The organism is Comamonas brasiliensis (genome assembly GCF_018292285.1).
GTDB classification, from domain to species: Bacteria; Pseudomonadota; Gammaproteobacteria; order Burkholderiales; family Burkholderiaceae_C; genus Comamonas; species Comamonas brasiliensis.
On record NZ_JAANES010000001.1, the window covers coordinates 567,028 to 589,398 of the forward strand.

General features: G+C 61.8%; 17 protein-coding genes and 4 tRNA genes. 15 read left to right on the plus strand and 6 right to left on the minus strand.

What is annotated here, in order from left to right; translation table 11 throughout:
• Positions 1-62: 62 nt before the first annotated feature.
• The 5 genes from DJFAAGMI_RS02585 to pgsA all read left to right on the plus strand — a co-directional run bounded on the left by DJFAAGMI_RS02585 (position 63) and on the right by pgsA (position 6,120).
• Positions 63-1,295 (plus strand): CaiB/BaiF CoA transferase family protein, encoded by a 1,233-nt coding sequence (locus DJFAAGMI_RS02585; RefSeq protein WP_211455825.1) that lies wholly within the window; start codon positions 63-65, stop codon positions 1,293-1,295.
• Complete coding sequence (locus DJFAAGMI_RS02590) at positions 1,292-2,272, plus strand: hydroxymethylglutaryl-CoA lyase (protein WP_211455826.1); 981 nt, start codon at positions 1,292-1,294, stop codon at positions 2,270-2,272. The genes DJFAAGMI_RS02585 and DJFAAGMI_RS02590 overlap by 4 nt, the downstream gene beginning before the upstream one ends.
• 78 nt (positions 2,273-2,350) lie before the next feature.
• Positions 2,351-3,337, plus strand: a complete 987-nt coding sequence (locus tag DJFAAGMI_RS02595; protein ID WP_211455827.1) for a Bug family tripartite tricarboxylate transporter substrate binding protein — start codon at positions 2,351-2,353, stop codon at positions 3,335-3,337.
• A 206-nt stretch (positions 3,338-3,543) separates the two neighbouring features.
• Positions 3,544-5,496: an excinuclease ABC subunit UvrC gene (gene uvrC / locus DJFAAGMI_RS02600; RefSeq protein ID WP_003056619.1), complete on the plus strand. Its 1,953-nt coding sequence runs from the start codon at positions 3,544-3,546 to the stop codon at positions 5,494-5,496.
• A gap of 60 nt (positions 5,497-5,556) precedes the next feature.
• On the plus strand, positions 5,557-6,120 hold the full coding sequence (gene pgsA, locus DJFAAGMI_RS02605) for a CDP-diacylglycerol--glycerol-3-phosphate 3-phosphatidyltransferase (protein WP_019043474.1): 564 nt from the start codon (positions 5,557-5,559) through the stop codon (positions 6,118-6,120).
• A gap of 32 nt (positions 6,121-6,152) precedes the next feature.
• Here pgsA and DJFAAGMI_RS02610 read toward each other — a convergent pair whose 3' ends face one another.
• A complete protein-coding gene (locus DJFAAGMI_RS02610) occupies positions 6,153-6,497 on the minus strand; it encodes a hypothetical protein (RefSeq protein ID WP_211455828.1) in 345 nt (114 codons plus the stop codon).
• A gap of 30 nt (positions 6,498-6,527) precedes the next feature.
• Between DJFAAGMI_RS02610 and DJFAAGMI_RS02615 the strand changes: the two genes are divergently transcribed.
• The 6 genes from DJFAAGMI_RS02615 to DJFAAGMI_RS02640 all read left to right on the plus strand — a co-directional run bounded on the left by DJFAAGMI_RS02615 (position 6,528) and on the right by DJFAAGMI_RS02640 (position 10,066).
• Complete coding sequence (locus DJFAAGMI_RS02615; protein WP_167010782.1) at positions 6,528-6,800, plus strand: HU family DNA-binding protein; 273 nt, start codon at positions 6,528-6,530, stop codon at positions 6,798-6,800.
• Positions 6,801-6,814: 14 nt separating this feature from the next.
• A tRNA-Val gene (locus DJFAAGMI_RS02620) sits at positions 6,815-6,890 on the plus strand.
• 314 nt (positions 6,891-7,204) lie between these two features.
• Entirely contained in the window at positions 7,205-9,103 is a 1,899-nt protein-coding gene (locus DJFAAGMI_RS02625) for a SurA N-terminal domain-containing protein (protein ID WP_211455829.1), read from the plus strand.
• Between the two features lie 65 nt (positions 9,104-9,168).
• Positions 9,169-9,244, plus strand: a tRNA-His gene (locus DJFAAGMI_RS02630).
• A 138-nt stretch (positions 9,245-9,382) separates the two neighbouring features.
• Positions 9,383-9,458: transfer RNA gene (locus tag DJFAAGMI_RS02635), tRNA-His, on the plus strand.
• A gap of 290 nt (positions 9,459-9,748) precedes the next feature.
• Positions 9,749-10,066: a HAMP domain-containing protein gene (locus DJFAAGMI_RS02640; protein WP_419095583.1), complete on the plus strand. Its 318-nt coding sequence runs from the start codon at positions 9,749-9,751 to the stop codon at positions 10,064-10,066.
• Between the two features lie 455 nt (positions 10,067-10,521).
• Here the strand turns inward: DJFAAGMI_RS02640 and DJFAAGMI_RS02645 are convergent.
• Positions 10,522-10,598, minus strand: a tRNA-Pro gene (locus DJFAAGMI_RS02645).
• Positions 10,599-10,669: 71 nt separating this feature from the next.
• Positions 10,670-10,927: a translation initiation factor IF-1 gene (infA, locus tag DJFAAGMI_RS02650; protein WP_003056533.1), complete on the minus strand. Its 258-nt coding sequence runs from the start codon at positions 10,925-10,927 to the stop codon at positions 10,670-10,672.
• 411 nt (positions 10,928-11,338) lie between these two features.
• Between infA and asd the strand changes: the two genes are divergently transcribed.
• Entirely contained in the window at positions 11,339-12,202 is an 864-nt protein-coding gene (asd, locus tag DJFAAGMI_RS02655) for an archaetidylserine decarboxylase (RefSeq protein ID WP_211455830.1), read from the plus strand.
• Positions 12,203-12,266: 64 nt separating this feature from the next.
• Here asd and DJFAAGMI_RS02660 read toward each other — a convergent pair whose 3' ends face one another.
• From DJFAAGMI_RS02660 to map, 3 genes are all read right to left on the minus strand, one after another.
• Positions 12,267-12,527 (minus strand): hypothetical protein, encoded by a 261-nt coding sequence (locus DJFAAGMI_RS02660; protein WP_003056528.1) that lies wholly within the window; start codon positions 12,525-12,527, stop codon positions 12,267-12,269.
• A 74-nt stretch (positions 12,528-12,601) separates the two neighbouring features.
• Positions 12,602-15,244: a [protein-PII] uridylyltransferase gene (locus DJFAAGMI_RS02665; protein WP_249333722.1), complete on the minus strand. Its 2,643-nt coding sequence runs from the start codon at positions 15,242-15,244 to the stop codon at positions 12,602-12,604.
• A gap of 187 nt (positions 15,245-15,431) precedes the next feature.
• Positions 15,432-16,244, minus strand: coding sequence for a type I methionyl aminopeptidase (gene map / locus DJFAAGMI_RS02670; protein ID WP_043004397.1), 813 nt, complete (start codon positions 16,242-16,244; stop codon positions 15,432-15,434).
• A 179-nt stretch (positions 16,245-16,423) separates the two neighbouring features.
• On the opposite strand from map, the gene purL reads away from it, so the two are divergent.
• The 3 genes from purL to DJFAAGMI_RS02685 all read left to right on the plus strand — a co-directional run bounded on the left by purL (position 16,424) and on the right by DJFAAGMI_RS02685 (position 22,194).
• The gene (gene purL, locus DJFAAGMI_RS02675) at positions 16,424-20,434 is read left to right on the plus strand and encodes a phosphoribosylformylglycinamidine synthase (protein ID WP_211455832.1); all 4,011 of its coding nucleotides are present in this window, start codon (positions 16,424-16,426) and stop codon (positions 20,432-20,434) included.
• Between the two features lie 201 nt (positions 20,435-20,635).
• Entirely contained in the window at positions 20,636-21,145 is a 510-nt protein-coding gene (locus tag DJFAAGMI_RS02680; protein ID WP_003056515.1) for a sigma-70 family RNA polymerase sigma factor, read from the plus strand.
• Positions 21,142-22,194, plus strand: coding sequence for a FecR family protein (locus tag DJFAAGMI_RS02685; RefSeq protein ID WP_211455833.1), 1,053 nt, complete (start codon positions 21,142-21,144; stop codon positions 22,192-22,194). The genes DJFAAGMI_RS02680 and DJFAAGMI_RS02685 overlap by 4 nt, the downstream gene beginning before the upstream one ends.
• Positions 22,195-22,371: the final 177 nt, after the last annotated feature.

The window sequence follows — 22,371 nt, forward strand, 5'->3', positions numbered from 1 at the left end:
GTTTCGCCTGGTGTTGGTCAACGCAAAGCGGCACAGCAAGACAACCATCGAGAGACAAACGGATGACGACGATGAATATCCAAGACCCCGCAACACAGACCGCCACGCCGCGCGCGCTGGAAGGGGTGAAAGTGGTGGAAATGGGCCAGCTGATTGCCGGTCCCTTCTGCGGCAAGACCCTGGGCGAGTTTGGTGCCGATGTCATCAAGATCGAGGCGCCCGGTGCGGGCGATCCGCTGCGCAACTGGCGCCTGATCAAGGAAGGCACCTCCGTCTGGTGGCAGGTGCAGTCGCGCAACAAGCGCTCGGTCGCGCTCGATCTGCGACAGCAGGAGGCGCAGGCCGTGGCGCGTCAGCTCATTGCCGAAGCCGACGTGCTGGTCGAGAACTTCCGTCCCGGCACCCTGGAGGGCTGGGGCATGTCGCCCGAGGAGCTGCATGCCATCAACCCCGGCCTGGTGGTTCTGCGCATCTCCGGCTACGGCCAGACCGGTCCCTATCGCGACCTGCCGGGCTTTGGCGTGATCGGTGAAGCCATGGGCGGGTTGCGCCATCTGACGGCCGAGCCGGGCCGGGTGCCGGTACGCGTGGGCGTGTCGATAGGCGATACGCTGGCGGCCCTGCACGGCGTGATCGGCGTGATGATGGCTCTGTACCACCGCAAGGTGAACGGCGGCCCGGGCCAGGTGATCGACGTGGCCCTGCATGAGGCCGTGTTCAACATCATGGAAAGTCTGATCCCCGAGTACAGCGCCTTTGGTGCCGTGCGCGAGGCCGCAGGCAGTGCGCTGCCGGGCATTGCGCCCTCGAATGCCTACCCCTGCCAGGATGGCTGGGTGCTGGTGGCGGGCAATGGCGACTCCATCTTCAAGCGGCTCATGACGGCCATCGGCCGCCAGGATCTGGCCGATGCGCCCGATCTGGCCGACAACGCGGGCCGCGTCCAGCGCGTGGCCGAGATCGATGCCGCGATTGGCACCTGGACGCAGGCACGCAGCGTGCAGACGGTGATGGACGAGCTGGGCGCGGCACGCGTGCCGGCCGGCAAGGTCTACACGGCCAAGGATATTGCCGAAGATCCGCATTACCAGGCGCGCGAGATGATTCTGACCCAGCGCACCCGCGATGGTTTCGAGCTTCAGGTGCCCGGCGTGGTGCCCAAGCTTTCGCTGACGCCGGGCACGGTGCGCAGCAGCGCCCCCCATGTGGGCGACGACACCGATGCCGTGCTGGCCGAGATAGGTCTGAGCGCCGAGCAGGTCGCCCGGTTGCGCGAGAAAGGCATCATCCAATGAGCACGCCAAATGTCTGGAATGGTGCGGGTCGCCGCATTTTTATGAACGAAGTCGGCACGCGCGACGGTCTGCAGATGGAGCAGGCCTTCGTGCCCACCGAGGACAAGATCGCGCTGGTCAATGCGCTGTCCGAGGCGGGCCTGTCCAAGATCGAAGTCACTGCCTTTGTTTCGCCCAAGGCCATCCCGGCCCTGCGCGACGGCGAGATCGTGATGCGCGAGATCGCGCGCCTGCCGGGCACGGTCTACACGGCGCTGGTGCCCAATGTGCGTGGCGCGGAGCGTGCGATCGATGCGCAGACCGATGAGCTCAATCTGGTGATGTCGGTCAGCGAGACGCACAACCTTTGCAATCTGCGCATGCAGCGCAGCCAGTCCTTCGAGGCGCTCAGGCAGGTGATCGCGACGGCGCAGCAGGCGGCAACGCCCGTCAACGTGTCGCTTTCCTGCTGCTTTGGCTGCCCCATGGAAGGCGATGTGGCCGAGGCCGAAGTGCTGGCCTGGGTGCAGCGCTTTGCCGATCTGGGCGTGCAGGGCATCACGCTGTGCGACACCACGGGCATGGCCTATCCCAACCAGGTGCATTCCATGGTTCTGGCCTTCAAGGCGCGCTGGCCGCAGCTGGGCCTGACCCTGCATTTCCACAACACGCGCGGCATGGCGCTGGCCAATGTGCTGGCATCCATAGCTGCGGGTGCGGATCGCTTCGACGCCTCGATTGGCGGCCTGGGTGGCTGCCCCTATGCGCCGGGCGCCTCGGGCAATGCCTGCACCGAAGAGATCGTGCATGCGCTGCAACTCATGGGCTATGACACAGGCACAGACCTGGCCCGCATTGTGGCGGCTGCTCGCAGCCTGCCGGCGCTGATCGGCCACGAGACGCCCAGCCAGATCGTCAAGGCCGGTGCGCGCTGGGACCTGCACCAGCCGCCAGCGGATTTTGCCGAGATCAAGGAACGCGCCCAGGCCAGAGCCTGAGACTGTTTTCGCACCCGCTGCATCGGCTCTTTCGGGGGAGGAGCTGGTGCGGTTCAACATTCCAACAAGGAGACAAACATGACTGTTCAACGTCAACGCCTTCATTTTCTGCTCGCGGCGGCCGCTGCCGCGACCGGCCTTGCCAGTGCCCCGGCCATGGCCCAGGGCAGCTATCCCAGCAAAACCGTGCTGATGATCGTGCCCGCCGCCGCAGGCGGTACCACCGATCTGGCCGGCCGCATGGCCGCACAGGCGCTGGCGCCGGTGATCGGACAATCGGTGGTGGTGGACAACAAGGGCGGCGGCAACGGCGCCATCGCCGCCAATCTGGTCAAGCGTGCGGATGCCGACGGCTATACGCTGCTGATGCAGTACTCGGGCTACCACGTCATCTCCCCGCACCTGACCAAGGCCAGAAGCTGGGAGCAAAGCGACTTTGCCCCCGTCGCCAATGTGCTGTCGGCACCGCAGATCATCGTTGTGCGCTCCGAGCTGCCGGTGAAGACGCTGGCCGAGCTGGTGAGCTACACCAAGGCCAACCCCGGCAAGCTCAACTACGCCTCGTCGGGCAACGGCTCGCTGCAGCATGTGACGGGCGCCATGCTGGAGCAGCAGGCCGGCGTGAAGATGGTGCACGTGCCCTACAAGGGCACGGGCCCGGCGCTGCAGGACCTGCTGGGCGGCCAGGTGGACCTGACCTTCGGCACCGCGCCCCCCTTCATGCCCCATGTGCAAAGCGGCAAGCTGCGCGTGCTGGCCGTGACGGGCAAGCAGCGCCTGCCCAGCCTGCCCAGTGTGCCCACCACGGCGGAAGCCGGCTACCCGGGCGTGAACGCCACCTCCTGGTTTGCCGTGTTTGCGCCCAAGGCCACGCCACAGCCCGTGATCGACAAGCTGGCTGCCGATATCAAGAAGGTGGTGGAGGACCCCGCCTTCAGGAAAAAGGCCGAAGAGCAGGGCGCCACGGCAGACTATATGAACCCGCAGCAACTGGCGGCCATGGTCAAGACCGAATACGGCAACTGGGCGCAGGTGGTGAAGTCGTCCAGAATCGAAGCCGAGTAAGCTGCGGGTTGCAGGGATTGCCCCGAATCCCTTGGATCTAAAAAAGGAGCTGCTATCGCTTGACTGATAAGGATTTCAGATTGAAAAGTATCTGAAATTCAATCTCATCAAGCGCTGGCAGCTCCTTTTATTGATGTGCAGAACGCTGCCCGGTCGTTTGAGCCGCTTGCTGCCGGATTCGTCCACATGCGCAGACAATAGCGCCCATGTCTTCCACGCATTCCGCTGAACTGCTGGCCCAGGTGGCCGCGCTGCCGCCATTGCCGGGCGTCTATCGCTATTTCGATGCTGCCGGAGTCCTGCTCTACGTGGGCAAGGCCATCAACCTCAAGCGCCGCGTTTCCAGCTATTTCCAGAAGGAGCATGGCGGCACGCGCATAGGCCATATGGTCAGCAAGATCGTGCGGCTGGAGACCACGGTGGTGCGCTCCGAGGCCGAGGCGCTGCTGCTGGAAAACAACCTCATCAAGACGCTGTACCCCAAGTACAACATCCTGTTCAGGGACGACAAAAGCTATCCCTATCTCAAGATCACCGGTGTGGCGCATCGTGACGGCAAGGAGGGCGAACCGGCTTTTCAGGAGTTCCCGCGCATCGCTTACTACCGTGGTGCCGTGGACAAGAAGCACCGCTACTTCGGCCCCTATCCCAGTGCCTGGGCGGTCAAGGAAAGCATTCAGCTGCTGCAGAAAGTCTTTAGGCTGCGCACCTGTGAAGACACGGTGTTTGCCAACCGCAGCCGCCCCTGTCTGCTCTATCAGATCAAGCGCTGCACCGGCCCCTGCGTGGATCTGATATCGCCCGAGGCCTATGCGCTGGATGTGCGCAACGCCGAGGCCATGCTGCGTGGCGAAACCAGCGAGCTGCTGCAACAGCTTGAAGCGCGCATGATGGCGCATTCCGACAAGCTGGAGTTCGAGCAGGCGGCCGAGGTGCGCAACCAGCTCACGGCGCTGTCGCGCGTGCTGCACCAGCAGGCGATCGAAACCACGGACGACAAGGATGTGGACATCCTGGCCGTGCGCGTGCAGGGCGGCCGCGCCTGCGTCAACCTGGCCATGGTGCGCGGCGGCCGCCACCTGGGCGACAGGCCTTACTTTCCGGCGAATCTGGGCGATGCCGCATCGGTCTACTCCAGCGAGGAAGAGGTGGATGCCGCAGCCGAGGCGCGACCCGTGGAGGAGCTGGTGCTGGAGGCCTTTATCGCCCAGCACTATGTCGGCGTGGCCGTGCCGCCCACGCTCATCGTCAGCCATCCCGTGGAGAAGCGGCTGGTGGAGTTGCTGACCGAGCAGACCGGCGTGCGCATCACCGTGGTCCAGCAGCCGCGCGAGCAGCGCCGCATCTGGCTGGAGATGGCGCAGAAGAATGCCGACATCCAGCTGGCCCGCCTGCTGGCCGAAGAGGGCTCGCAACAGGCGCGCACGCGTGCTCTGGCCGAGGCACTGGATCTGCCGGTCGAAAATCTCGACGAGCTGACCATCGAATGCTTCGATATCTCCCACACCAGCGGCGAAAGCACCAAGGCCTCCTGCGTGGTGTTCCATCACCACAAGATGCAGAGCAGCGATTACCGACGTTTCAATATCGAAGGCATCACCGGCGGCGACGACTATGCGGCCATGCGCCAGGTGCTCACGCGTCGCTACAAGCCCGTGGCCGAGGCGCAGCGCGAGGCAGGCGGCGCCGAGCTGACCGGCAAGCAACCGCATCTGCCCGATCTGGTGCTGGTTGACGGCGGCAAGGGCCAGGTCAGCATGGCGCGCGAGGTCTTCACGGAGCTGGGTCTTGATCTGTCGCGCATCGTGGGTGTGGAAAAAGGCGAGGGCCGCAAGGTCGGCCTGGAGGAGCTGGTGTTTGCCGACGGGCGCGACAAGGTCTATCTGGGCCATGATTCGGCGGCCCTGATGCTGGTGGCGCAGATCCGCGACGAGGCACACCGCTTCGCCATCACCGGCATGCGCGCGGCCCGCGCCAAGGTGCGCACGGGCAGCAGCAGCCTGGAAGATATTGCGGGCGTGGGGCCCAAGAAGCGGGCACGATTGCTGCAGCGCTTTGGCGGCGTGCGCGGCGTGGCCGATGCCAGCGTGGACGATCTGATGACCGTGGAAGGCATTTCCGCAACGCTGGCCGAAGAAATCTACAAGGCGCTGCATTGATGCGGGCTGAGCGAGCGCGAATCCGCGCTGGCGCAGCCTGCTCGTGACACAATGACACCCATGTTCTTCACCATCCCTACTGTGCTGACCCTTACGCGGATCGTGGCAATTCCGCTCATCGTGGGGGTGTTTTACGCGCCGCTGGATCAGGCGACCCGCAACCTCATCGCCACGGTGATGTTTGTCGTGTTTGCCGCCACCGACTGGTTTGACGGCTATCTGGCCCGCAAGCTCAACCAGACGTCGGCATTCGGGGCTTTTCTAGATCCTGTTGCCGACAAATTCCTGGTCTGTGCCTCGCTGCTGGTGCTGGTTCATCTGCAACGCGCCGACGTGTTTGTGGCGTTGATCATCATCGGACGCGAGATTGCCATCTCGGCACTGCGTGAGTGGATGGCCCAGATCGGCGCCAGCAAGAGCGTGGCCGTGCACATGATCGGCAAGGCCAAGACCATGGCCCAGATGGTGGCCATTCCCTTTCTGCTCTATGACGGAGTGGCGTTCGGAGTGATCGATACCGGCGTCTGGGGACAGTGGCTGATCTGGATTGCCGCAGTGCTGACCGTCTGGTCCATGGTCTACTACCTGCAAAAGGCATTGCCCGAAATTCGTGCCAGGCTCTGAAGTCCGCAACGAACCTCTCTGAAAGCGCTTGTTCACCAAGCGCTTTTTGCTGTTTGGCGGGTTGCTTTCGGAGCGGCAAAAAAGATCTGCCGCGGCGCATCGCGCAACTTGATCGGACTGCAGATTTTGTCAATTGTTGTCAATTGGTGAAGCCGACACGGAAGAAGCTTGAAAAAAGCCGCCGCGGATGGCCGAACCCGCTCAAAAACCGCATAGAATCTGGTTCTGTCGCTGGAATGCGCAGCGCGAGTTGGCGTCAAAAATGTCAGCGGCTTCAGGAAAAAATGGGCTTGCCCATACGCAAAAACTGATAGGCTGGCTTCCGTCTTTATCGCGACTGGTTTCTTGCTGCGCAAGGTTTGCGTTCGCAGAGACATTCCATTCACTTATTTCTCGAGAGGCATCTTGTGAATAAAACCGAACTGATTGAGCACATCGCTAACAACGCCGATATTTCCAAGGCCGCAGCTGCGCGTGCACTGGATTCCACGATCGACGCAGTGAAGAAAACACTGAAAAAAGGTGGTACAGTATCGCTTGTTGGTTTTGGCACATTTGCTGTAGGCAAGCGTGCAGCTCGCACCGGTCGTAACCCCCGTACTGGCGCTTCCATCAAGATCAAGGCGGCCAAGGTGCCTAAATTCCGTCCGGGCAAAGCATTGAAAGATGCTCTGAACTGACACCCAGTTTCAGTGGGTCCTTAGCTCAGTTGGTAGAGCGGCTCCTTTACACGGAGTAGGTCGGCGGTTCGAGACCGTCAGGACCCACCACAGAAAACGCAAAAAAGGCTTAGAGATTTCTAAGCATTTTTTGCGTTTTGGCGTTGCTGCTGCCGGCAGATGACGATTGTTCAGGGTATTTCTGCGCAAGATGCACTGGCTCTACAGCGGCAATGGAAAAGCTGGCAGTTAGAATGGACAGGATTAGCCTAACCCTGTTGGTGGAGGTTGGATGGCAGTTCTGTAGAGCATCAGTGCCCTGTAGAGGCCCGGTCGGTGGCGCAAGCGGGTCGCACGGCTTTCACCATTGTTAATGAGGCGAACGCAAGTTCGCCTTTATTTTTGCTGCCGCAGAAAGATTGACCATGTTCGAATCCATCCGCAAGCATTCCAAGTTCGTGATGATCTTGTTGTTCTTGCTGATCATTCCCTCTTTCATTTTTGTCGGGGTCAACCAGAACTACTTCACCGAGTCCAGCCAGACTGTGGCTCGTGTGGATGGGCATGACATCACCCAGCAGGACTGGGACAACGCTCACCGGGCTGAAAGTGATCGCCTGCGTGCGCAGAACCCGTCCATGGATGCCAAGTTGCTCGATTCTCCGGAGGCGCGCTATGCCACGCTGGAGAAGCTGGTGCGTGATCGCGTGCTGGCGGCTGCTGCCACCAAGATGCACCTGACAACGCCCGATGCACAACTGGTGCGCACCTTGCGTGAAATTCCCGCGATTGCCTCCCTGCAAAAGCCTGATGGCTCGCTGGATGCCGAAGCCTACAAGGCTCTGGTGGGCTCGCAGGGCATGACTCCCGAAGGATTTGAAGCCAATCTGCGCCGCGAACTGGCTCTGAATCAGGTGCTCGGTGCCGTGTCCTCGACCAGCTTCACGACTGCCGCACAACTGCAGCAGGCCATGGATGCTCTGTATCAGCGCCGCGAAATTCAGGTTGCCCGTTTTGATGCCAGCGCCTTCGCGGGCAAGGTGCAGCCCACGGAAGCCGAACTCAAGGCTTTCTATGAATCGCACACCAGCCAGTTCAAGCAGCCCGAGGCTGCCACCGTGGAATACGTGCAACTGGATCTGGCGACGGTAGAGAAGAGCATTGTTCTGAGCGAAGACGATCTGCGCACCTATTACAAGGAAAATGCGGCCCGTCTTGCAGGCCCGGAAGAGCGTCGTGCCAGCCACATCCTGATCAATGCGGCCAAGGATCTTCCCGCTGCAGAGCGTGAAAAAGCCAAGGCCAAGGCAGAGCAGCTGCTGGCGCAGGTGCGCAAGGATCCCAAGAGCTTTGCCCAGGTGGCCAAGGCCAATTCGCAGGACCCCGGCTCTGCTGCCAATGGCGGTGACCTGGGTTACTTCGGCCGCGATGCCATGGTCAAGCCCTTTGAAGAAGCTGTTTTCAAGATGAAGGACGGCGAGATCAGCGATGTGGTGGAGTCCGATTTCGGTTTCCACATCATCGAGCTGACCGGCATCAAGCAGCCCAAAGTGCCCACGTTCGAGGAAATGCGCTCCAAGCTGGAAGCAGACCTCAAGCAACAGCAGGCCCAGCGCAAGTTTGCGGAGGTGGCCGAGGCTTTCTCCAACGCTGTCTACGAGCAGTCTGAAAGCCTGCAGCCGGTAGCCGAGAAGTTCAAGCTGAGCATTCAAAAGGCCGAGAACGTGACGCGCGAGCCTGCCCCTGGTGCGCAAGGTCCTCTGGCCAACAAGCGTTTCCTGGAGGCACTGTTCTCTGCTGACTCTCTGGAAAACAAGCGCAATACCGATGCCGTGGAGCTGGCTCCCAGCAATCTGGTGGCCGGCCGGGTGCTGAGCTACGCTCCTGCCCACATTCAGTCCATGGATGAGGTGGGTGCCAAGCTCAAGCAGCTCTACGTTGCACATCAATCTGCAGAGCTGGCCAAGCAAGAGGGTCAGGCCAAGATGGCCGAGTGGAAGGCCAAGCCCGAAACAGCCCAGCTGCCTGCGGCAGTCGAAGTGGGCCGCGATCAGGCCAAGGACTTGCCGCGTGAAGTGCTGGATGCGGCACTGCGTGCTCCCACCAACGCCCTGCCTGCATGGGAAGGTGTCGATCTTGGCAATGCCGGTTATGCAGTGATCAAGGTCAATCGCATTGCCCAGCGTCCTGCGCAAGATGCCCAGGTGCTGGAGCAGCAGAAGGCGCAGTTCACGCAGTGGGCTTCGATGGCCGAAGTCATGGCCTACTATGATCAGCTGAAGAAGATCTTCAAGGTCCAGATCAAGGTGCCGCGTCCTCAGTAAGGCATTTAAATCAGGCTCAAGTTTATTTGCAGCCTGATTTATGCATTACAATAGATGCTTCTACGGTGGCTGTAGCTCAGTTGGTAGAGTCCAGGATTGTGATTCCTGTTGTCGTGGGTTCGAGTCCCATCAGCCACCCCAGATTTGAAAAACGCTCTGCAGCGCAGAGCGTTTTTATTTGATGAGAGGCATTGCCTTGAAATCATTGCTAGTTCAGCGTTTGATGCTCACAAATTTGATTTGAAGCTCAAAATCTGAAGTAGAATAGAGACTTCTACGGTGGCTGTAGCTCAGTTGGTAGAGTCCAGGATTGTGATTCCTGTTGTCGTGGGTTCGAGTCCCATCAGCCACCCCAGTTTAAAAAATGCCTCACAGGTTTTCTTGTGAGGCATTTTTGCTTTTGGGTTCGGTATGAGCGGGAGAGTGCGGACGGGCCTCAAGCACCATTTCCACCGCCCTCCATGGATGTCTGCTTCTCAAGTTCTGCAATCCCAATTGCAATCGCGCCAGACTGTCCGAACTGATTTGCTTGAATGCATGCAATGCCGTGGCGGAAAACTGTCTCCGGAGTCGTCGCGGGATCGCTTGGTTTCCGTGTGAACCACAGTCATTGGCATCAATGCAGCGCCGAATGCAGACACCCTCGTGTGCATCGCGCAAGTCACGGCTGTGGCCGATCGCGCGGCTGCGGGCGATCTAAGCAGCGATATCGCTGTGAACTCCAAGGACGAGATGGGGCAGTTGCTGGGTGCTCTCAGGCGCATGCAGCAAAGCCTGGTCGAGACGGTGACCGTCGTGCGCGCCAATGTCCAGGGCGTGGCATCGGCAAGTGCCCAGATTGCTGCCGGCAACCACGACCTGTCGGGTCGCACCAAAGAGCAGACCAGCGCACTGGAGGAAACGGCGGCGGCTGCCAGCAGCCTGAACAATCAGGTGCAGTCCTGCCGTATTCAGATTGTCTGACCTTGAGTCAATGACCCAGCTCCAGGTCGCAAGCAGGGTACCGGTGACGCAGGCGGGCGGCATGGTGTCTTCGAGGATGCCCGGACCTTGCGGGGAAGCCTGCACCCCAGGCTACTGCTTTGCGCTGTCCGGCAGCCATCGCTGGAGCCCGGCAAGCGGCAGTTGCAATGGAGGGCAGTGACTGGGAAGCCTTCTGATGCGTAGCGGCGTTGGCTGGGGTGATCGGTCGCTGATCGATGCAGGCCTGCCGCTGGTGTCGATCTGCTCGTGGTCTCGGGATTGTCCTGCCGAGCCGTTGTCCGAGGCGCTGACATGCGCACGCACGGGTGCGCATCTGCTTATGCAGCGAATATCTTCATGCTGCTGAGTCCGGGGGGGCAGGAGATTGTGTGGTTCGATTCGGAGCCGGAAAGACAAAAGGCCTTGGATTTTTCAATCCAAGGCCTTGTATCGTTTGGTCGGAGCGGCGGGATTCGAACTCGCGACCCTCTGCTCCCAAAGCAGATGCGCTACCAGGCTGCGCTACGCTCCGAAGCCTCTATTCTAACTACAAAAAAATGCTCATTTTTTGAAAGTGTCGAATTTTTGATGGCGAGGCGCCATTTATTTGGAGCGAGGTGTGGTGGGCGCCGGGCCGCGGTTGGCCAGGTGGCGGAAGGTGATGCGGCCCTTGGTCAGGTCATAGGGCGACATTTCCAGCGACACCTTGTCGCCAGCCAGAATGCGGATGTGGTGCTTGCGCATCTTGCCGCCGGTGTAGGCAATCAGTTGGTGACCGTTGTCCAGCGTGACGCGAAAACGCGAGTCAGGCAGGACTTCCGTCACGGAGCCTTGCATTTCAATCAGTTCTTCCTTGGCCATTTGTTCAATCTCTCAGAAAAGGTCAGTTGCGGCGCTTGCTCGTCATCACCACGGAAAAGGCCTGAGCAGTACAAGTGCTCAGGCCTCAATGTGGCAAGGGCGCTGCGCTATTTGCGCAGACCGAACAAAAGGCCGATATCCAATCAAGCCATGCTGTGAAACAGCATTCAGCTAAACATTGGAATTGTAGCGTCTCGCCTTCGCTTATGCCCTGATAAAGGGGTAAAGCGTCGCAGCGATGAGACGGCCGCATGGGTCTTTGTCATGATGACTGCATCATTGAGATGCAGCGCCTGGGCGGTAGCCTGGATGGGGGAAAACGCCTGTAGCCCTCAAAGACAGCCGCCGCTGCCGTGGTCTTGGCTAGAATCCTGTTCGACAGCTCTATAACTTTGATAGCAAAATTCCATTGTGTCTGATCGACTTGCCGTACTTTCCCAATATTTCTTGCCCAAGCAGGCGCTGACCGCGCTGATGGGAAAACTGGCGCAAGCCGAGGCCGGCGGATTGACGACGGCGGTCATTCGTCGCTTTATCCAGCGCTACCAGGTGAACATGGCCGAGGCGGCCAATCCCGACCCTGCTGCCTACAAGACCTTCAATGCCTTTTTCACACGTGCACTCAAGGACGGTGTTCGTCCTCTGGCGCAGGCGGACTGGATTTGCCCGGTAGATGGTGCGATCAGCCAGTTCGGCAGGATCGAAGGCGAGCAGATCTTTCAAGCCAAGGGGCATCAATACAGTGCGACTGCCCTGGTGGGAGGGGATGCGACTCTGGCGCGTCAGTTTGATAACGGCAGCTTTGCCACTATCTATCTGAGTCCGCGCGACTATCACCGCATTCATATGCCTTGTGCCGGCAAGCTGCGCAGCATGACCTATGTGCCAGGCGATCTGTTCTCGGTGAACCCGGTGACTGCACGTGGCGTACCCGGCCTGTTTGCGCGCAACGAGCGCGTGGTCTGCGTCTTCGATACCGATCATGGGCCCTTCGTGCTGGTGCTGGTGGGCGCGACGATCGTGGGCAGCATGGCCACGGTGTGGCATGGCCTGATCAATCCTCCGCGTCCAGGCCATATCAAGACCTGGAATTACGAAGGTGACGAAGCGGTGACGCTGGCCAGCGGCGAGGAGATGGGCCGCTTTCAGCTTGGCTCCACGGTGGTCATGCTGTTTCCCCAGGCTGCAGGTCTGCAGTTCAATCCGCAGTGGCAGCCGGCGGCGCCGGTGCAACTGGGCCAGGTCATGGCCAATGCCCAGGCCAAGCTGGGCTGACAGCCGGGTTCCATAGAAAAAGCCGCTGATGCCATGAGCTCAGCGGCTTTCTTGCTTTGACGGATCAAAGAAACCAGGTCAGCGGTTCGGGCCGGCGTTCGGTGGTGAACACCGTGGGAGCAAGACTCAGGCGATCGGGCTTGACCGGGTCGTCGTGACCTCGGAGGTAGACCATCAGTTCGCGTCTGCGCAGGATGACATGGCTGACGATTTCGCGTCGGCCATTTTGAGTGACCTCGGTGCCGGGCCGAAACAACGGCATATGAAACAGGCCACTGCGTGTGGTGGGCGGCGATGCCGCAACTTCATTGGAGGCTAGCTGCATGGGCTTTCCGTAGTAGTGGTGACTGCTTATCGGCAGCGAATCATCAAACTAAAGCCCGAATTGCCGGGCCCGGTTCAACCGGGTTGGGCCAGGGCCTTGAGCAGCTCGGTTTCCATGCGCAACTGGCTGCTGTTGTCCTGCAGTTCAGGGCCTTCGATGAGGAAGGTGTCTTCCACGCGCTCGCCCAGGGTGCTGATCTTGGCCAGATGCACGCTGATATGGTGCTGGGCCAGGATGCGGGCAATGATGTAGAGCAGGCCGGCGCGGTCTGACGCGGAGATGGACAGCAGCCAGTGCTGGGCTTTTTCATCGGGGCGCAGGATGACGCGCGGAGCGAATGGAAAGCTTTTGACGCGGCGCGACAACCGTCTTTGCGATGGCGTGGGCAGCGGGCCGCCCTGCAGCAGTGTCTGGGTCAGATCGCTCTCCACCATGTGCATGAGTTCGCGGTACTGCTCCTGCATGGTGGGGGCGATGACCTGGAAGGTGTCCAGTGCGTAATCGTTGTTGGCCGTGTGCACGCGCGCATCGAGGATGGAAAATCCGGCCCGGTCAAAGTAGCTGCAGATGCGGGCAAACAGATCGGGCTGGTCGGGTGCATAGACCAGCACTTGCAGGCCTTCGCCGGCCAGCGACCGCCGGGCGCGCACCACCGGCTTGCCCAGGCCCACATGGCGTGAGAGATGGCGGGTATGCCATGCGATGTCGGCCGCTTCATGGCGCATGAAGTAGCTCACATCCAGCGTCTCCCAGAGTTTCTTGTGGGACTCGAACGGCTGGGCGGACAGGGCCAGCTGCACCAGCGCCTCACGCTTGCGGGCTTCGATCTCGGCAGCGGCATCCGGGGCGCGGCCACCCAGCACGCGCAGGGTCAGGCGGTAGGTGTCTTCCAGCAGCTTGCCTTTCCAGGCGCTCCAGACCTTGGGGCTGGTGCCGCGAATGTCGGCTACCGTCAGCAGGTACAAGGCGGTGAGCTTACGCTCGTTGCCGACGCGTTCGGCAAAGGCACGGATCACGTCGGGGTCGGACAGGTCCTGCTTCTGTGCCACCTGGCTCATGGTCAGGTGCTCGCGCACCAGAAACTCGACGAGCTCCGCATCGGCCTTGTCGATCTGGTGGGCGCGGCAAAAACGCTTGACTTCGACGGCGCCGATCACGGAGTGATCGCCGCCTCGGCCCTTGCCGATATCGTGGAAGAGGGCGGCCAGATACAGAATCCAGGGCTTGTCCCAGCCTGCGGCTAGCTGGGAGCAGAACGGGTACTCATGGGCATGCTCGGCCATGAAGAAGCGCCGCACATTGCGCAGCACCATCAGGATGTGCTGGTCCACGGTGTAGACGTGGAACAGATCGTGCTGCATCTGCCCCACAATGCGGCGGAAGGGCCAGAGATAGCGGCCCAGCACCGAGGTCTGATTCATCAGCCGGATGGCATGGGTGATGCCGCGCGGCTGCTGCAGGATCTTCATGAAGGTGGCGCGATTGACCGGGTCGCGACGGAAGGCGCTGTCCATCACATCGCGGCTGGCATACAGCGCTCTCAGGGTTCGCGTCGACAGACCCGTCAAACCCTCATGCTGCTCATACATGAGAAAGGTTTCGAGAATGGCATGCGGATCGCGCTCGTACAGATCGTCGCTGACCACCTCGATGGTGCCGGCCTTCTCACAGAAGCGATCATTGAGCTGAATCAGTTCGTGCGAGCCGGGGTTCAGGCGCTCCTCGATGCTCATGCGCACGATCTGGCACAACTGGGTCACCGCCTTGGCGGCCCAGTAATAGTGGCGCATCAGGGTCTCGCCGGCCCGCATGGCCAGCTTGCGGCCCTCCGGCGTGGTGGAGCGGTAGCCGAAGGCTTCGGCCACGGCGGTCTGCAGGTCGAAGACCAGCCGGTCCTCGTGGCGGCCGGCAGCGGCATGCAGGCGTGCACGGATCAGGCTGAGCAGGGATTCGTTGGATTCGAGCTGCTGCACCTCGAAATGGGTGATCAGGTCCTGCTCGGCCAGCTCATGCCAGCTATTGCCGAAACCAGCGGCCTTGGCCAGCCAGAGCATGGTGTGCAGATCGCGCAGCCCGCCGGGCGATTCCTTGCAGTTGGGCTCCAGCGAATAGGGCGTGAAGTCGTATTTGGCGTGGCGCTGGCGCATTTCCAGCAGCTTGCCTTCGACAAAAGCCTTGGGATCAAGTTGCGCGCGGAACTGCTGCTCGAAGTCGGCAAACAAGGCCTTGTTGCCGGTGATGCGGCGTGACTCCAGCATGGCGGTCTGTACCGTCAGGTCCTGCGCAGCCTCCTGCAGGCATTCGGCAATGCTGCGCACACTGGAGCCGATTTCCAGGCCGACATCCCAGCAACTGCTGATGAACTGCTCGACGCTGGCTGCCAGTTCCGCAGCCGGCGGTGCACTGCTTTGGGGCAGCAGCACCAGCACATCGATGTCCGAGTAGGGAAAGAGCTGGGCGCGTCCATAACCCCCCACGGCCAGCAGGGCCGCGCCTTGCGGCATCTGCGCGCGCTGCCAGAGGGTGCGCAGAAGACCGTCGGCCAGTTCACTGAAATGGTGCAGCACTCCGCGCACGCTGCGTCTGCCCAGCGTGGGGTTGCGCAGCAAGTCCATCTGCCGGGCCTTGGCCTCGCGGTATTGCTCTCGCAGGCCCTGTAGCGAGGAGAGGTCGGAGGCGTCGGCAGAGTTGACGTAGGAGTGGGCAGAGGAGGTCATGCGCAGTAGAAAAAAGCGTTTCAACAGGGCAAGTGCTTGAGCGTCACCTTAACCCAACTGACTTGGGCTTGAGGCCTGTGATGGCAAAAAGATGAGCGCATGGCGCTTGCAGCACAAGGTCTACAAGCAAAAAATATGCCGCATCCGGCTTTGGCCAGATGCGGCATGCAGGTCAGCAGCAGTGAGCTCAGGTGCGGATGGCCGTGATGAAGTCGGGCGGGGTGGGCGAGCCCTCGGACCAGGTCAGCACGTCATAGCCGGTCTTGGTGACGGCCAGCATCAGCTCCCACTGGGCAGTCAGGCTGCGGTCCTTGGTGACGACGGTCCAGCCGTCGGGCATGGCCTTGATGTCGCGCTTGCCCAGATTCAGCATGGGCTCGATGGTGAAGACCATGCCTTCTTCCAGCACCACGCCTTCGCCGGGGCGGCCGTAGTGCAGCACCTGTGGCTCGTCGTGGAACACCTTGCCGATGCCGTGGCCGCAGTATTCGCGCACCACGGACAGGTTGTTGCTCTCCGCATAGGTCTGGATGGCGTGGCCGATATCGCCCAGCGTGGCACCGGGCTTGACCTGGGCAATGCCCTTCCACATGGCCTCGAAGGTCAGCTTGGATAGCCGCTTTGCCGCAATCGTGCCTTCGCCAATGATGAACATGCGGCTGTTGTCGCCGAACCAGCCGTCTTCGGTGATGATGGTCACGTCGACATTGACGATATCGCCCTTCTTCAAAGGCTTGTCGTTGGGGATGCCGTGGCACACCACATGGTTGACCGAGGTGCAGACATAGGCCGGGTAGGGCGTCATGCCCGGAGGCTGATAGCCCAGGCAGGCCGTCTTGGTGCCTTGCTCGGCCATGCGCTTGGCGCACAGATCGTCGATCTGCTGGGTGGTGATGCCGGGCTTGATGTGGGGGGTGATGTAGTCCAGCACATCCGAAGCAAAGCGGCCTGCAATGCGCATGCGCTCGATGTCTTCGGGGGTCTTCAGTGTGATGCTCATGGCCGCAATTATCCCATTGCGCGCTTGAACATGCAGGGCTTGTGGGTGTGAGCATTCGGACTAACCCCGAGGCACGGTAAAATACGAGGCTCACCGAATTCAGCGCTTTGGCCCGGTCCTCTCAGGCAGGGGATTGGCCAGGACGCTTTTCAACAGCCTTCACATAAACAGGCCGCCACGTGACATTGCATCTGACACAGTTTGAGGGTGGAAACGCCCTGAGCTCGTTCCGCGCCCAACAGCTTCTGACCGATCTGGTCGCCATCCACCCCAAGATCACCGGCGTATCTGCACGCTTTGTGCACCTGGTTGCCACCGAGGGCGCAGTTGCGCCCGCATTGCAAGAGCGCCTTTCGGCGCTCTTGACTTATGGAGACCCCTACACGGGCAGCGCTGAAGGCCTGGCCTTCATCGTCACCCCCCGTCTGGGCACCATCTCGCCCTGGGCTTCCAAGGCCACCGATATCGCCCGTAACTGCGGCCTGAATGTGTTCCGTGTGGAACGCATGACCGAGTATCGCGTGGACATGAAGTCCGGCCTGCTGGGCGGCAAGCCCGAGCTGTCGACAGAGCAGACCGCTCAGATCGCCGCTTTGCTGCACGACCGCATGACCGAGTCCGTGTTTGCGACACGCGCAGAGGCCGAGCAACTGTTCACCACCCTGGCGGCACAACCCATGGAGTTTGTGGATGTGCTGGGCGGTGGCCGCGCAGCGCTGGAAACCGCGAACAAGCAATGGGGCCTGGCCCTGGCCGAAGATGAGATCGAGTACCTGGTCAACGCTTTCAACGACCTCAAGCGCAATCCCACGGACGTGGAGCTGATGATGTTCGCGCAGGCCAACTCCGAGCACTGCCGCCACAAGATCTTCAACGCCAAGTTCACCATCGATGGCGTGGAGCAGGAAAAGTCGCTGTTCGGCATGATCCGCAACACCGAAGCCTGCTCGCCTCAGCACACCGTGGTGGCCTATGCCGACAACGCTTCCATCATGGAAGGCCATGAGGTCGAGCGATTTGTCGCCAAGTTCGATGCCAAGGCAGACGCAATCAGCGCCCCCAGCTATCACAAGCAGGCGGCTACCAACCATGTGCTGATGAAGGTGGAAACACATAACCACCCCACGGCGATTTCGCCCTTCCCCGGCGCATCGACCGGCAACGGCGGCGAAATCCGTGACGAAGGCGCAACCGGCCGCGGCTCCAAGCCCAAGGCCGGCCTGACCGGCTTCACCGTCTCCAAGCTCTGGGGCAGCGAAGTGGGCAAGCCCGAGCACATCGCCAGCCCGCTGCAGATCATGATCGAAGGCCCTCTGGGTGGCGCGGCGTTCAACAACGAGTTCGGTCGTCCCAATCTGACAGGCTATTTCCGCGAGTACGAGCTGCAGGTCGGCGACATCACCCGCGGCTACCACAAGCCCATCATGATCGCCGGCGGCCTGGGCGTGATCGATTCCGAGCTGACCAAGAAGATCGAGTTCCCGGCGGGCACGCTGCTGATCCAGCTGGGCGGTCCCGGCATGCGCATCGGCATGGGCGGCGGTGCGGCAAGCTCCATGGCTTCGGGCACCAATGCTGCGGAACTGGACTTTGACTCGGTGCAGCGCGGCAATCCCGAGATCGAGCGCCGTGCGCAGGAAGTCATCAACCATTGCTGGCAGCAGGGTGCCGAGAATCCCATCCTGGCCATCCACGACGTGGGTGCCGGTGGTATCTCCAATGCCTTCCCCGAGCTGACCAACGATGCCGGGCGCGGTGCACGCTTTGACCTGCGAGCCGTCAAGCTCGAAGAGTCCGGCCTGTCGCCCAAGGAAATCTGGTCCAACGAATCGCAGGAGCGTTACGTACTGGCCATCGCTCCCGAATCGCTGGAGCAGTTCACGGCCTTCTGCGAGCGCGAGCGCTGCCCGTTTGCCGTCATCGGCACGGCCACCGAAGAGCGCCAGCTGGTGCTGGAGGACACGGCGGTCGAGTCCGGCGACCAGAAGTTCCCCGTGGACATGCCCATGAACGTGCTGCTGGGCAAGCCGCCCAAGGTGCACAAGGATGTGACCAGCGTGGAGCGCGAGCTGCCCGCCATGGACCTGACCGGCGTGCCGCTGGAAAAGGCCGTGATCGAAGTGCTGGCCCACCCCACGGTGGCTTCCAAGCGCTTCCTGATCACCATTGGCGACCGCGCCGTCGGTGGCCTGACCCATCGCGACCAGATGGTCGGCCCCTGGCAGGTGCCGGTGGCCGACGTGGCCGTGACCCTGGCCGATTACAAGGGCTTCAAGGGTGAAGCCATGGCCATGGGCGAGCGCACACCGCTGGCCGCCATCGACGCCCCTGCCTCGGGTCGCATGGCCGTGGCCGAAGCCATCACCAATATGCTGGCCGCCCCCATCGAGCTGTCCAAGGTGAAGATGTCGGCCAACTGGATGGCCGCCTGCGGCGAAGCCGGTGAAGACGCTGCGCTGTACGCCACCGTCAAGGCCGTGGGCATGGAGCTGTGCCCCGCGCTGAACATCTCGATTCCCGTGGGCAAGGACTCCCTGTCCATGCGCACCCAGTGGAGCGAGAACGGCCAGACCAAGAAGGTCACTTCGCCCGTGAGCCTGATCATCACCGGCTTTGCCGCCATCGACGATGTGCGCACCACGCTCACGCCCCAGCTCGACGCCGAGGTGGAGGACAGCACCCTGGTGCTGATCGACCTGGGCCGCGGCAAGATGCGCATGGGCGGCTCCATCATCGGTCAGGTGCTCAATCAGTCGGGCAACGAAGTGCCCGATCTGGACGACCCCAAGGATCTGATCGCCATGGTGGATGCAGTGAATGCACTGCGCGCCAAGGGACTGATCCTGGCCTACCACGACAGGGGCGACGGCGGCCTGCTGGCCACGGCCGCCGAAATGGCCTTTGCCGGCCATGTGGGCGTGGCCTTGAATGTGGACATGCTGATCACCGAAGGCGACGGCATCTCCGACAGCCGCATGGACAGCGGCGAAGGCAAGAACTGGGGCAAGCAGGTCTCCGGTCGCCGCGAAGACCTGACCTTGCGCGCGCTGTTCAACGAAGAGCTGGGCGCCGTGCTGCAGATCAGGACCGAGGACCGTGCCGAAGTGCTGCAGGTGCTGCGCGAACATGGCCTGATCCAGTGCAGCCATGTCATCGGCAAGACCCGTCCTGCTTCGTCCGCTGTGGACGCCGGCAAGGGCGAGCTGCAGGTGTGGCGCGATGCGAACAAGGTGTTCGGCGCAACCCTGTCCGATCTGCACCAGGTCTGGGATGCCGTGAGCTGGAAGATCACCCAGCAACGCGACAACCCCGTGTGCGCCGACAGCGAGCATGCGGCGGCGGGCGAACCCACCGACCCCGGCATGCATGTGCATCTGACGTTCGACCCTCAGGAGAACGTGGCAGCGCCCTTCATCAACGTGGCTGCCAAGCCTCGCGTGGCGGTGCTGCGCGAGCAGGGCGTGAACTCCCATGTGGAAATGGCCTACGCCTTCACCGAAGCCGGCTTTGATGCGGTGGACGTGCACATGAGCGACCTGCAGTCCGGCCGTGCGCAGCTCAAGGACTTCGCCGGTGTGGTGGCCTGTGGCGGCTTCAGCTATGGCGACACCCTGGGTGCGGGCATTGGCTGGGCACGCTCCATCACCTTCAACGACCGTCTGTCCGAGCAGTTCCAGGCTTTCTTCGGTCGCAGCGACACCTTCGGCCTGGGCGTTTGCAACGGCTGCCAGATGTTCGCCGAACTGGCCGACATCATCCCCGGTGCGCAGGATTGGCCGCGCTTCACGCAAAACCGGAGCAACCGCTTCGAGGCGCGTCTGAGCATGGTGGAAGTGCTGGAGTCGCCCAGCCTGTTCCTGCAAGGCATGGCCGGCTCCCGTCTGCCCATCGCCGTGGCGCATGGCGAGGGCTTTGCCAACTTCCAGTTCCGTGGCAATGCCCAGCAGGTGGTCAAGTCCATGCGCTATGTGGACAACCACGGCCAGCCTACCGAGCAGTATCCGTTCAACCCCAACGGCTCGGCTGGTGGCTTGACCGCAGTGACGACCGCCGATGGGCGTTTCACCGCGATGATGCCTCACCCCGAGCGCGTGTTCCGCAATGTGCAGATGAGCTGGACCTCGGGCGACAAGTCCGAATTCAGCCCCTGGATGCGCGTCTGGCGCAACGCCCGCAAGTGGCTGGGTTGATTCCCTGGCACTGCTAGTGCAATCAAAAGGCTCTGCATTCTGCAGAGCCTTTTTTCATGGAAGTTCGGTGGGGCTCCTGCGCGGCGCCGAGGCGCCGCCCGGTATGAGCGCTGGCAGGGCCTGCAGCTGGATACAATCTAAATGATAATCACTACCGATTAAGTCCTTCCAAGGAATCTCGAAAGAGAGCTGAAACCCGCCATGCCAACTAGCACCAGTCCCCTGCACCAGGAGGTTGCCCGTCTCTATACCGAGCACCACGGCTGGTTGCACGGCTGGTTGCGAAGAAGACTTGGCGACGTGCATCAGGCGGGCGATCTGGCGCATGACACGTTTCTGCGCTTACTGGCGCGTCAGGAGCCGGTATCGGCTCGCGAGCCCAAGGCCTTCCTGACCACGGTGGCGCAGCGCGTGCTCGCCAATCATTACCGTCGCCAGCAACTGGAGCGCGCCTACCTCGAGGCATTGGCTCAGTTGCCGCCGGTTCTGGCGCCATCCCCCGAGGAGCGGGCTTTGCTGCTCGAGGCGCTGGACGAAATCGACCGCATGCTCGATGGCCTTGCTGTGCCGGTACGCCAGGCTTTTCTGCTGTCCCAGCTCGACGGCATGAAGCAGGCCGAGATTGCCCAGGAGCTGGGGATCTCGATCACCACGGTCAAGCGCTACCTGATGCAGGCCGGCATGCGCTGCTTTGCGGCGGTAGCCGCATGAACGAGCAGCGGCTTTCCTCTGCCGAAACGGAGATCTCTGCGCAAGGCTTGCCGGCAACGGCGCCAGACGTCCCTGCAGACCTGGCCAGGCAGGCCGTCGAGTGGTGGCTTCAGTTGCAGGAGGAGCCGGACAGCGCCCTGCTGCAGTCGCAGTGGCATGCCTGGCGTGCTCAGGACCCCTTGCACGAGCAGGCCTGGCAGCGCATCCAGGCTGTGCAGCAGCGCCTGCAAGGTCTGGGCGATACGCCGCTTGCGGCGCTGGCGAGGTCCGCACTGGTATCCAGGCGTGGCGGGGATCGACGTCGTGCGGTGCAGGCCCTGCTGCTGCTGGTGCTTGGCGGTGGCGCGGCCTGGCAGATGGAGGCACACCTGCCTTGGCGCAACTGGGTCGCCGATGTGCGTACGGCGCGTGGTGAGCGCCGCCGTTTGACCCTGCCCGACGGCACGCAACTGGTGCTGAACGGTGGCAGCGCGCTGGATATTGCCTTTGGCGCCACCGAGCGGCGGTTGCTGTTGCGGGCGGGTGATATCCATGTGGTGACTGCAGCAGATTCGCTGCAGCCTGCAAGGCCTCTGGTTGTGCAGACCGAGGCGGGCGAGATGTGGCCTCTGGGTACCCGCTTTACCGTGAATGTCGCCGAAGGACAGCGCAGTCTGGTCGCCGTCTATGAAGGAGCGGTGCGGCTGCGGCCACGGCTGCAGCCGCAGCAAGAGCGCGTGCTGCCGGCCGGGCAGCAGGCCTGGCTCGATATGCAAGGCGTGGCTGCTGGCGTGCCGGCATACGAGGAGCAGTCGGCCTGGATTGACGGCATGCTGGTGGCACGCAATATGCGCCTGGATGCCGTGCTGCAGGCGCTGCAGCCCGCCACCACTGTTTCCCTGGTTTGTCATCCTGCGGTAGCGGGTCTCAAAGTCTCCGGTACTTACCCCCTGGATGACGTGCCGCGCATCATGGCCACGCTGGGCACCTTGCTGCAGCTGCAAGTGCGCTCCATGCGCCGCTGGTGGGGAGGGCAGGAACTGGCCATCGGCCCCATGGGGGCACTTTAGGCTGGTTGCCGAGGCTGGCTTGCACGGATTCCTGTCTTTTCAAAATAAATAGCGCTTTCCGCTTGATATGCCTGTATTTCAGATTGAAAAGGTATTGAAATATATACAGAACAGGCGGTAGGCGCTATTTATTTTGTTCTTTCACTGCCTGGAGCATTCAATGAGGGTCGGAGCCTG

Bases quoted from the DNA above. Each gene is read 5' to 3' on its own strand.
- DJFAAGMI_RS02585 (WP_211455825.1), top strand. From the start codon at position 63: ATGACGACGATGAATATCCAAGACCCCGCAACACAGACCGCCACGCCG.
- DJFAAGMI_RS02590 (WP_211455826.1), top strand. From the start codon at position 1,292: ATGAGCACGCCAAATGTCTGGAATGGTGCGGGTCGCCGCATTTTTATG.
- DJFAAGMI_RS02595 (WP_211455827.1), top strand. From the start codon at position 2,351: ATGACTGTTCAACGTCAACGCCTTCATTTTCTGCTCGCGGCGGCCGCT.
- uvrC (WP_003056619.1), top strand. From the start codon at position 3,544: ATGTCTTCCACGCATTCCGCTGAACTGCTGGCCCAGGTGGCCGCGCTG.
- pgsA (WP_019043474.1), top strand. From the start codon at position 5,557: ATGTTCTTCACCATCCCTACTGTGCTGACCCTTACGCGGATCGTGGCA.
- DJFAAGMI_RS02610 (WP_211455828.1), bottom strand. From the start codon at position 6,497: ATGTCTCTGCGAACGCAAACCTTGCGCAGCAAGAAACCAGTCGCGATA.
- DJFAAGMI_RS02625 (WP_211455829.1), top strand. From the start codon at position 7,205: ATGTTCGAATCCATCCGCAAGCATTCCAAGTTCGTGATGATCTTGTTG.
- infA (WP_003056533.1), bottom strand. From the start codon at position 10,927: ATGGCCAAGGAAGAACTGATTGAAATGCAAGGCTCCGTGACGGAAGTC.
- DJFAAGMI_RS02660 (WP_003056528.1), bottom strand. From the start codon at position 12,527: ATGCAGCTAGCCTCCAATGAAGTTGCGGCATCGCCGCCCACCACACGC.
- DJFAAGMI_RS02665 (WP_249333722.1), bottom strand. From the start codon at position 15,244: ATGACCTCCTCTGCCCACTCCTACGTCAACTCTGCCGACGCCTCCGAC.
- map (WP_043004397.1), bottom strand. From the start codon at position 16,244: ATGAGCATCACACTGAAGACCCCCGAAGACATCGAGCGCATGCGCATT.
- DJFAAGMI_RS02680 (WP_003056515.1), top strand. From the start codon at position 20,636: ATGCCAACTAGCACCAGTCCCCTGCACCAGGAGGTTGCCCGTCTCTAT.
- DJFAAGMI_RS02685 (WP_211455833.1), top strand. From the start codon at position 21,142: ATGAACGAGCAGCGGCTTTCCTCTGCCGAAACGGAGATCTCTGCGCAA.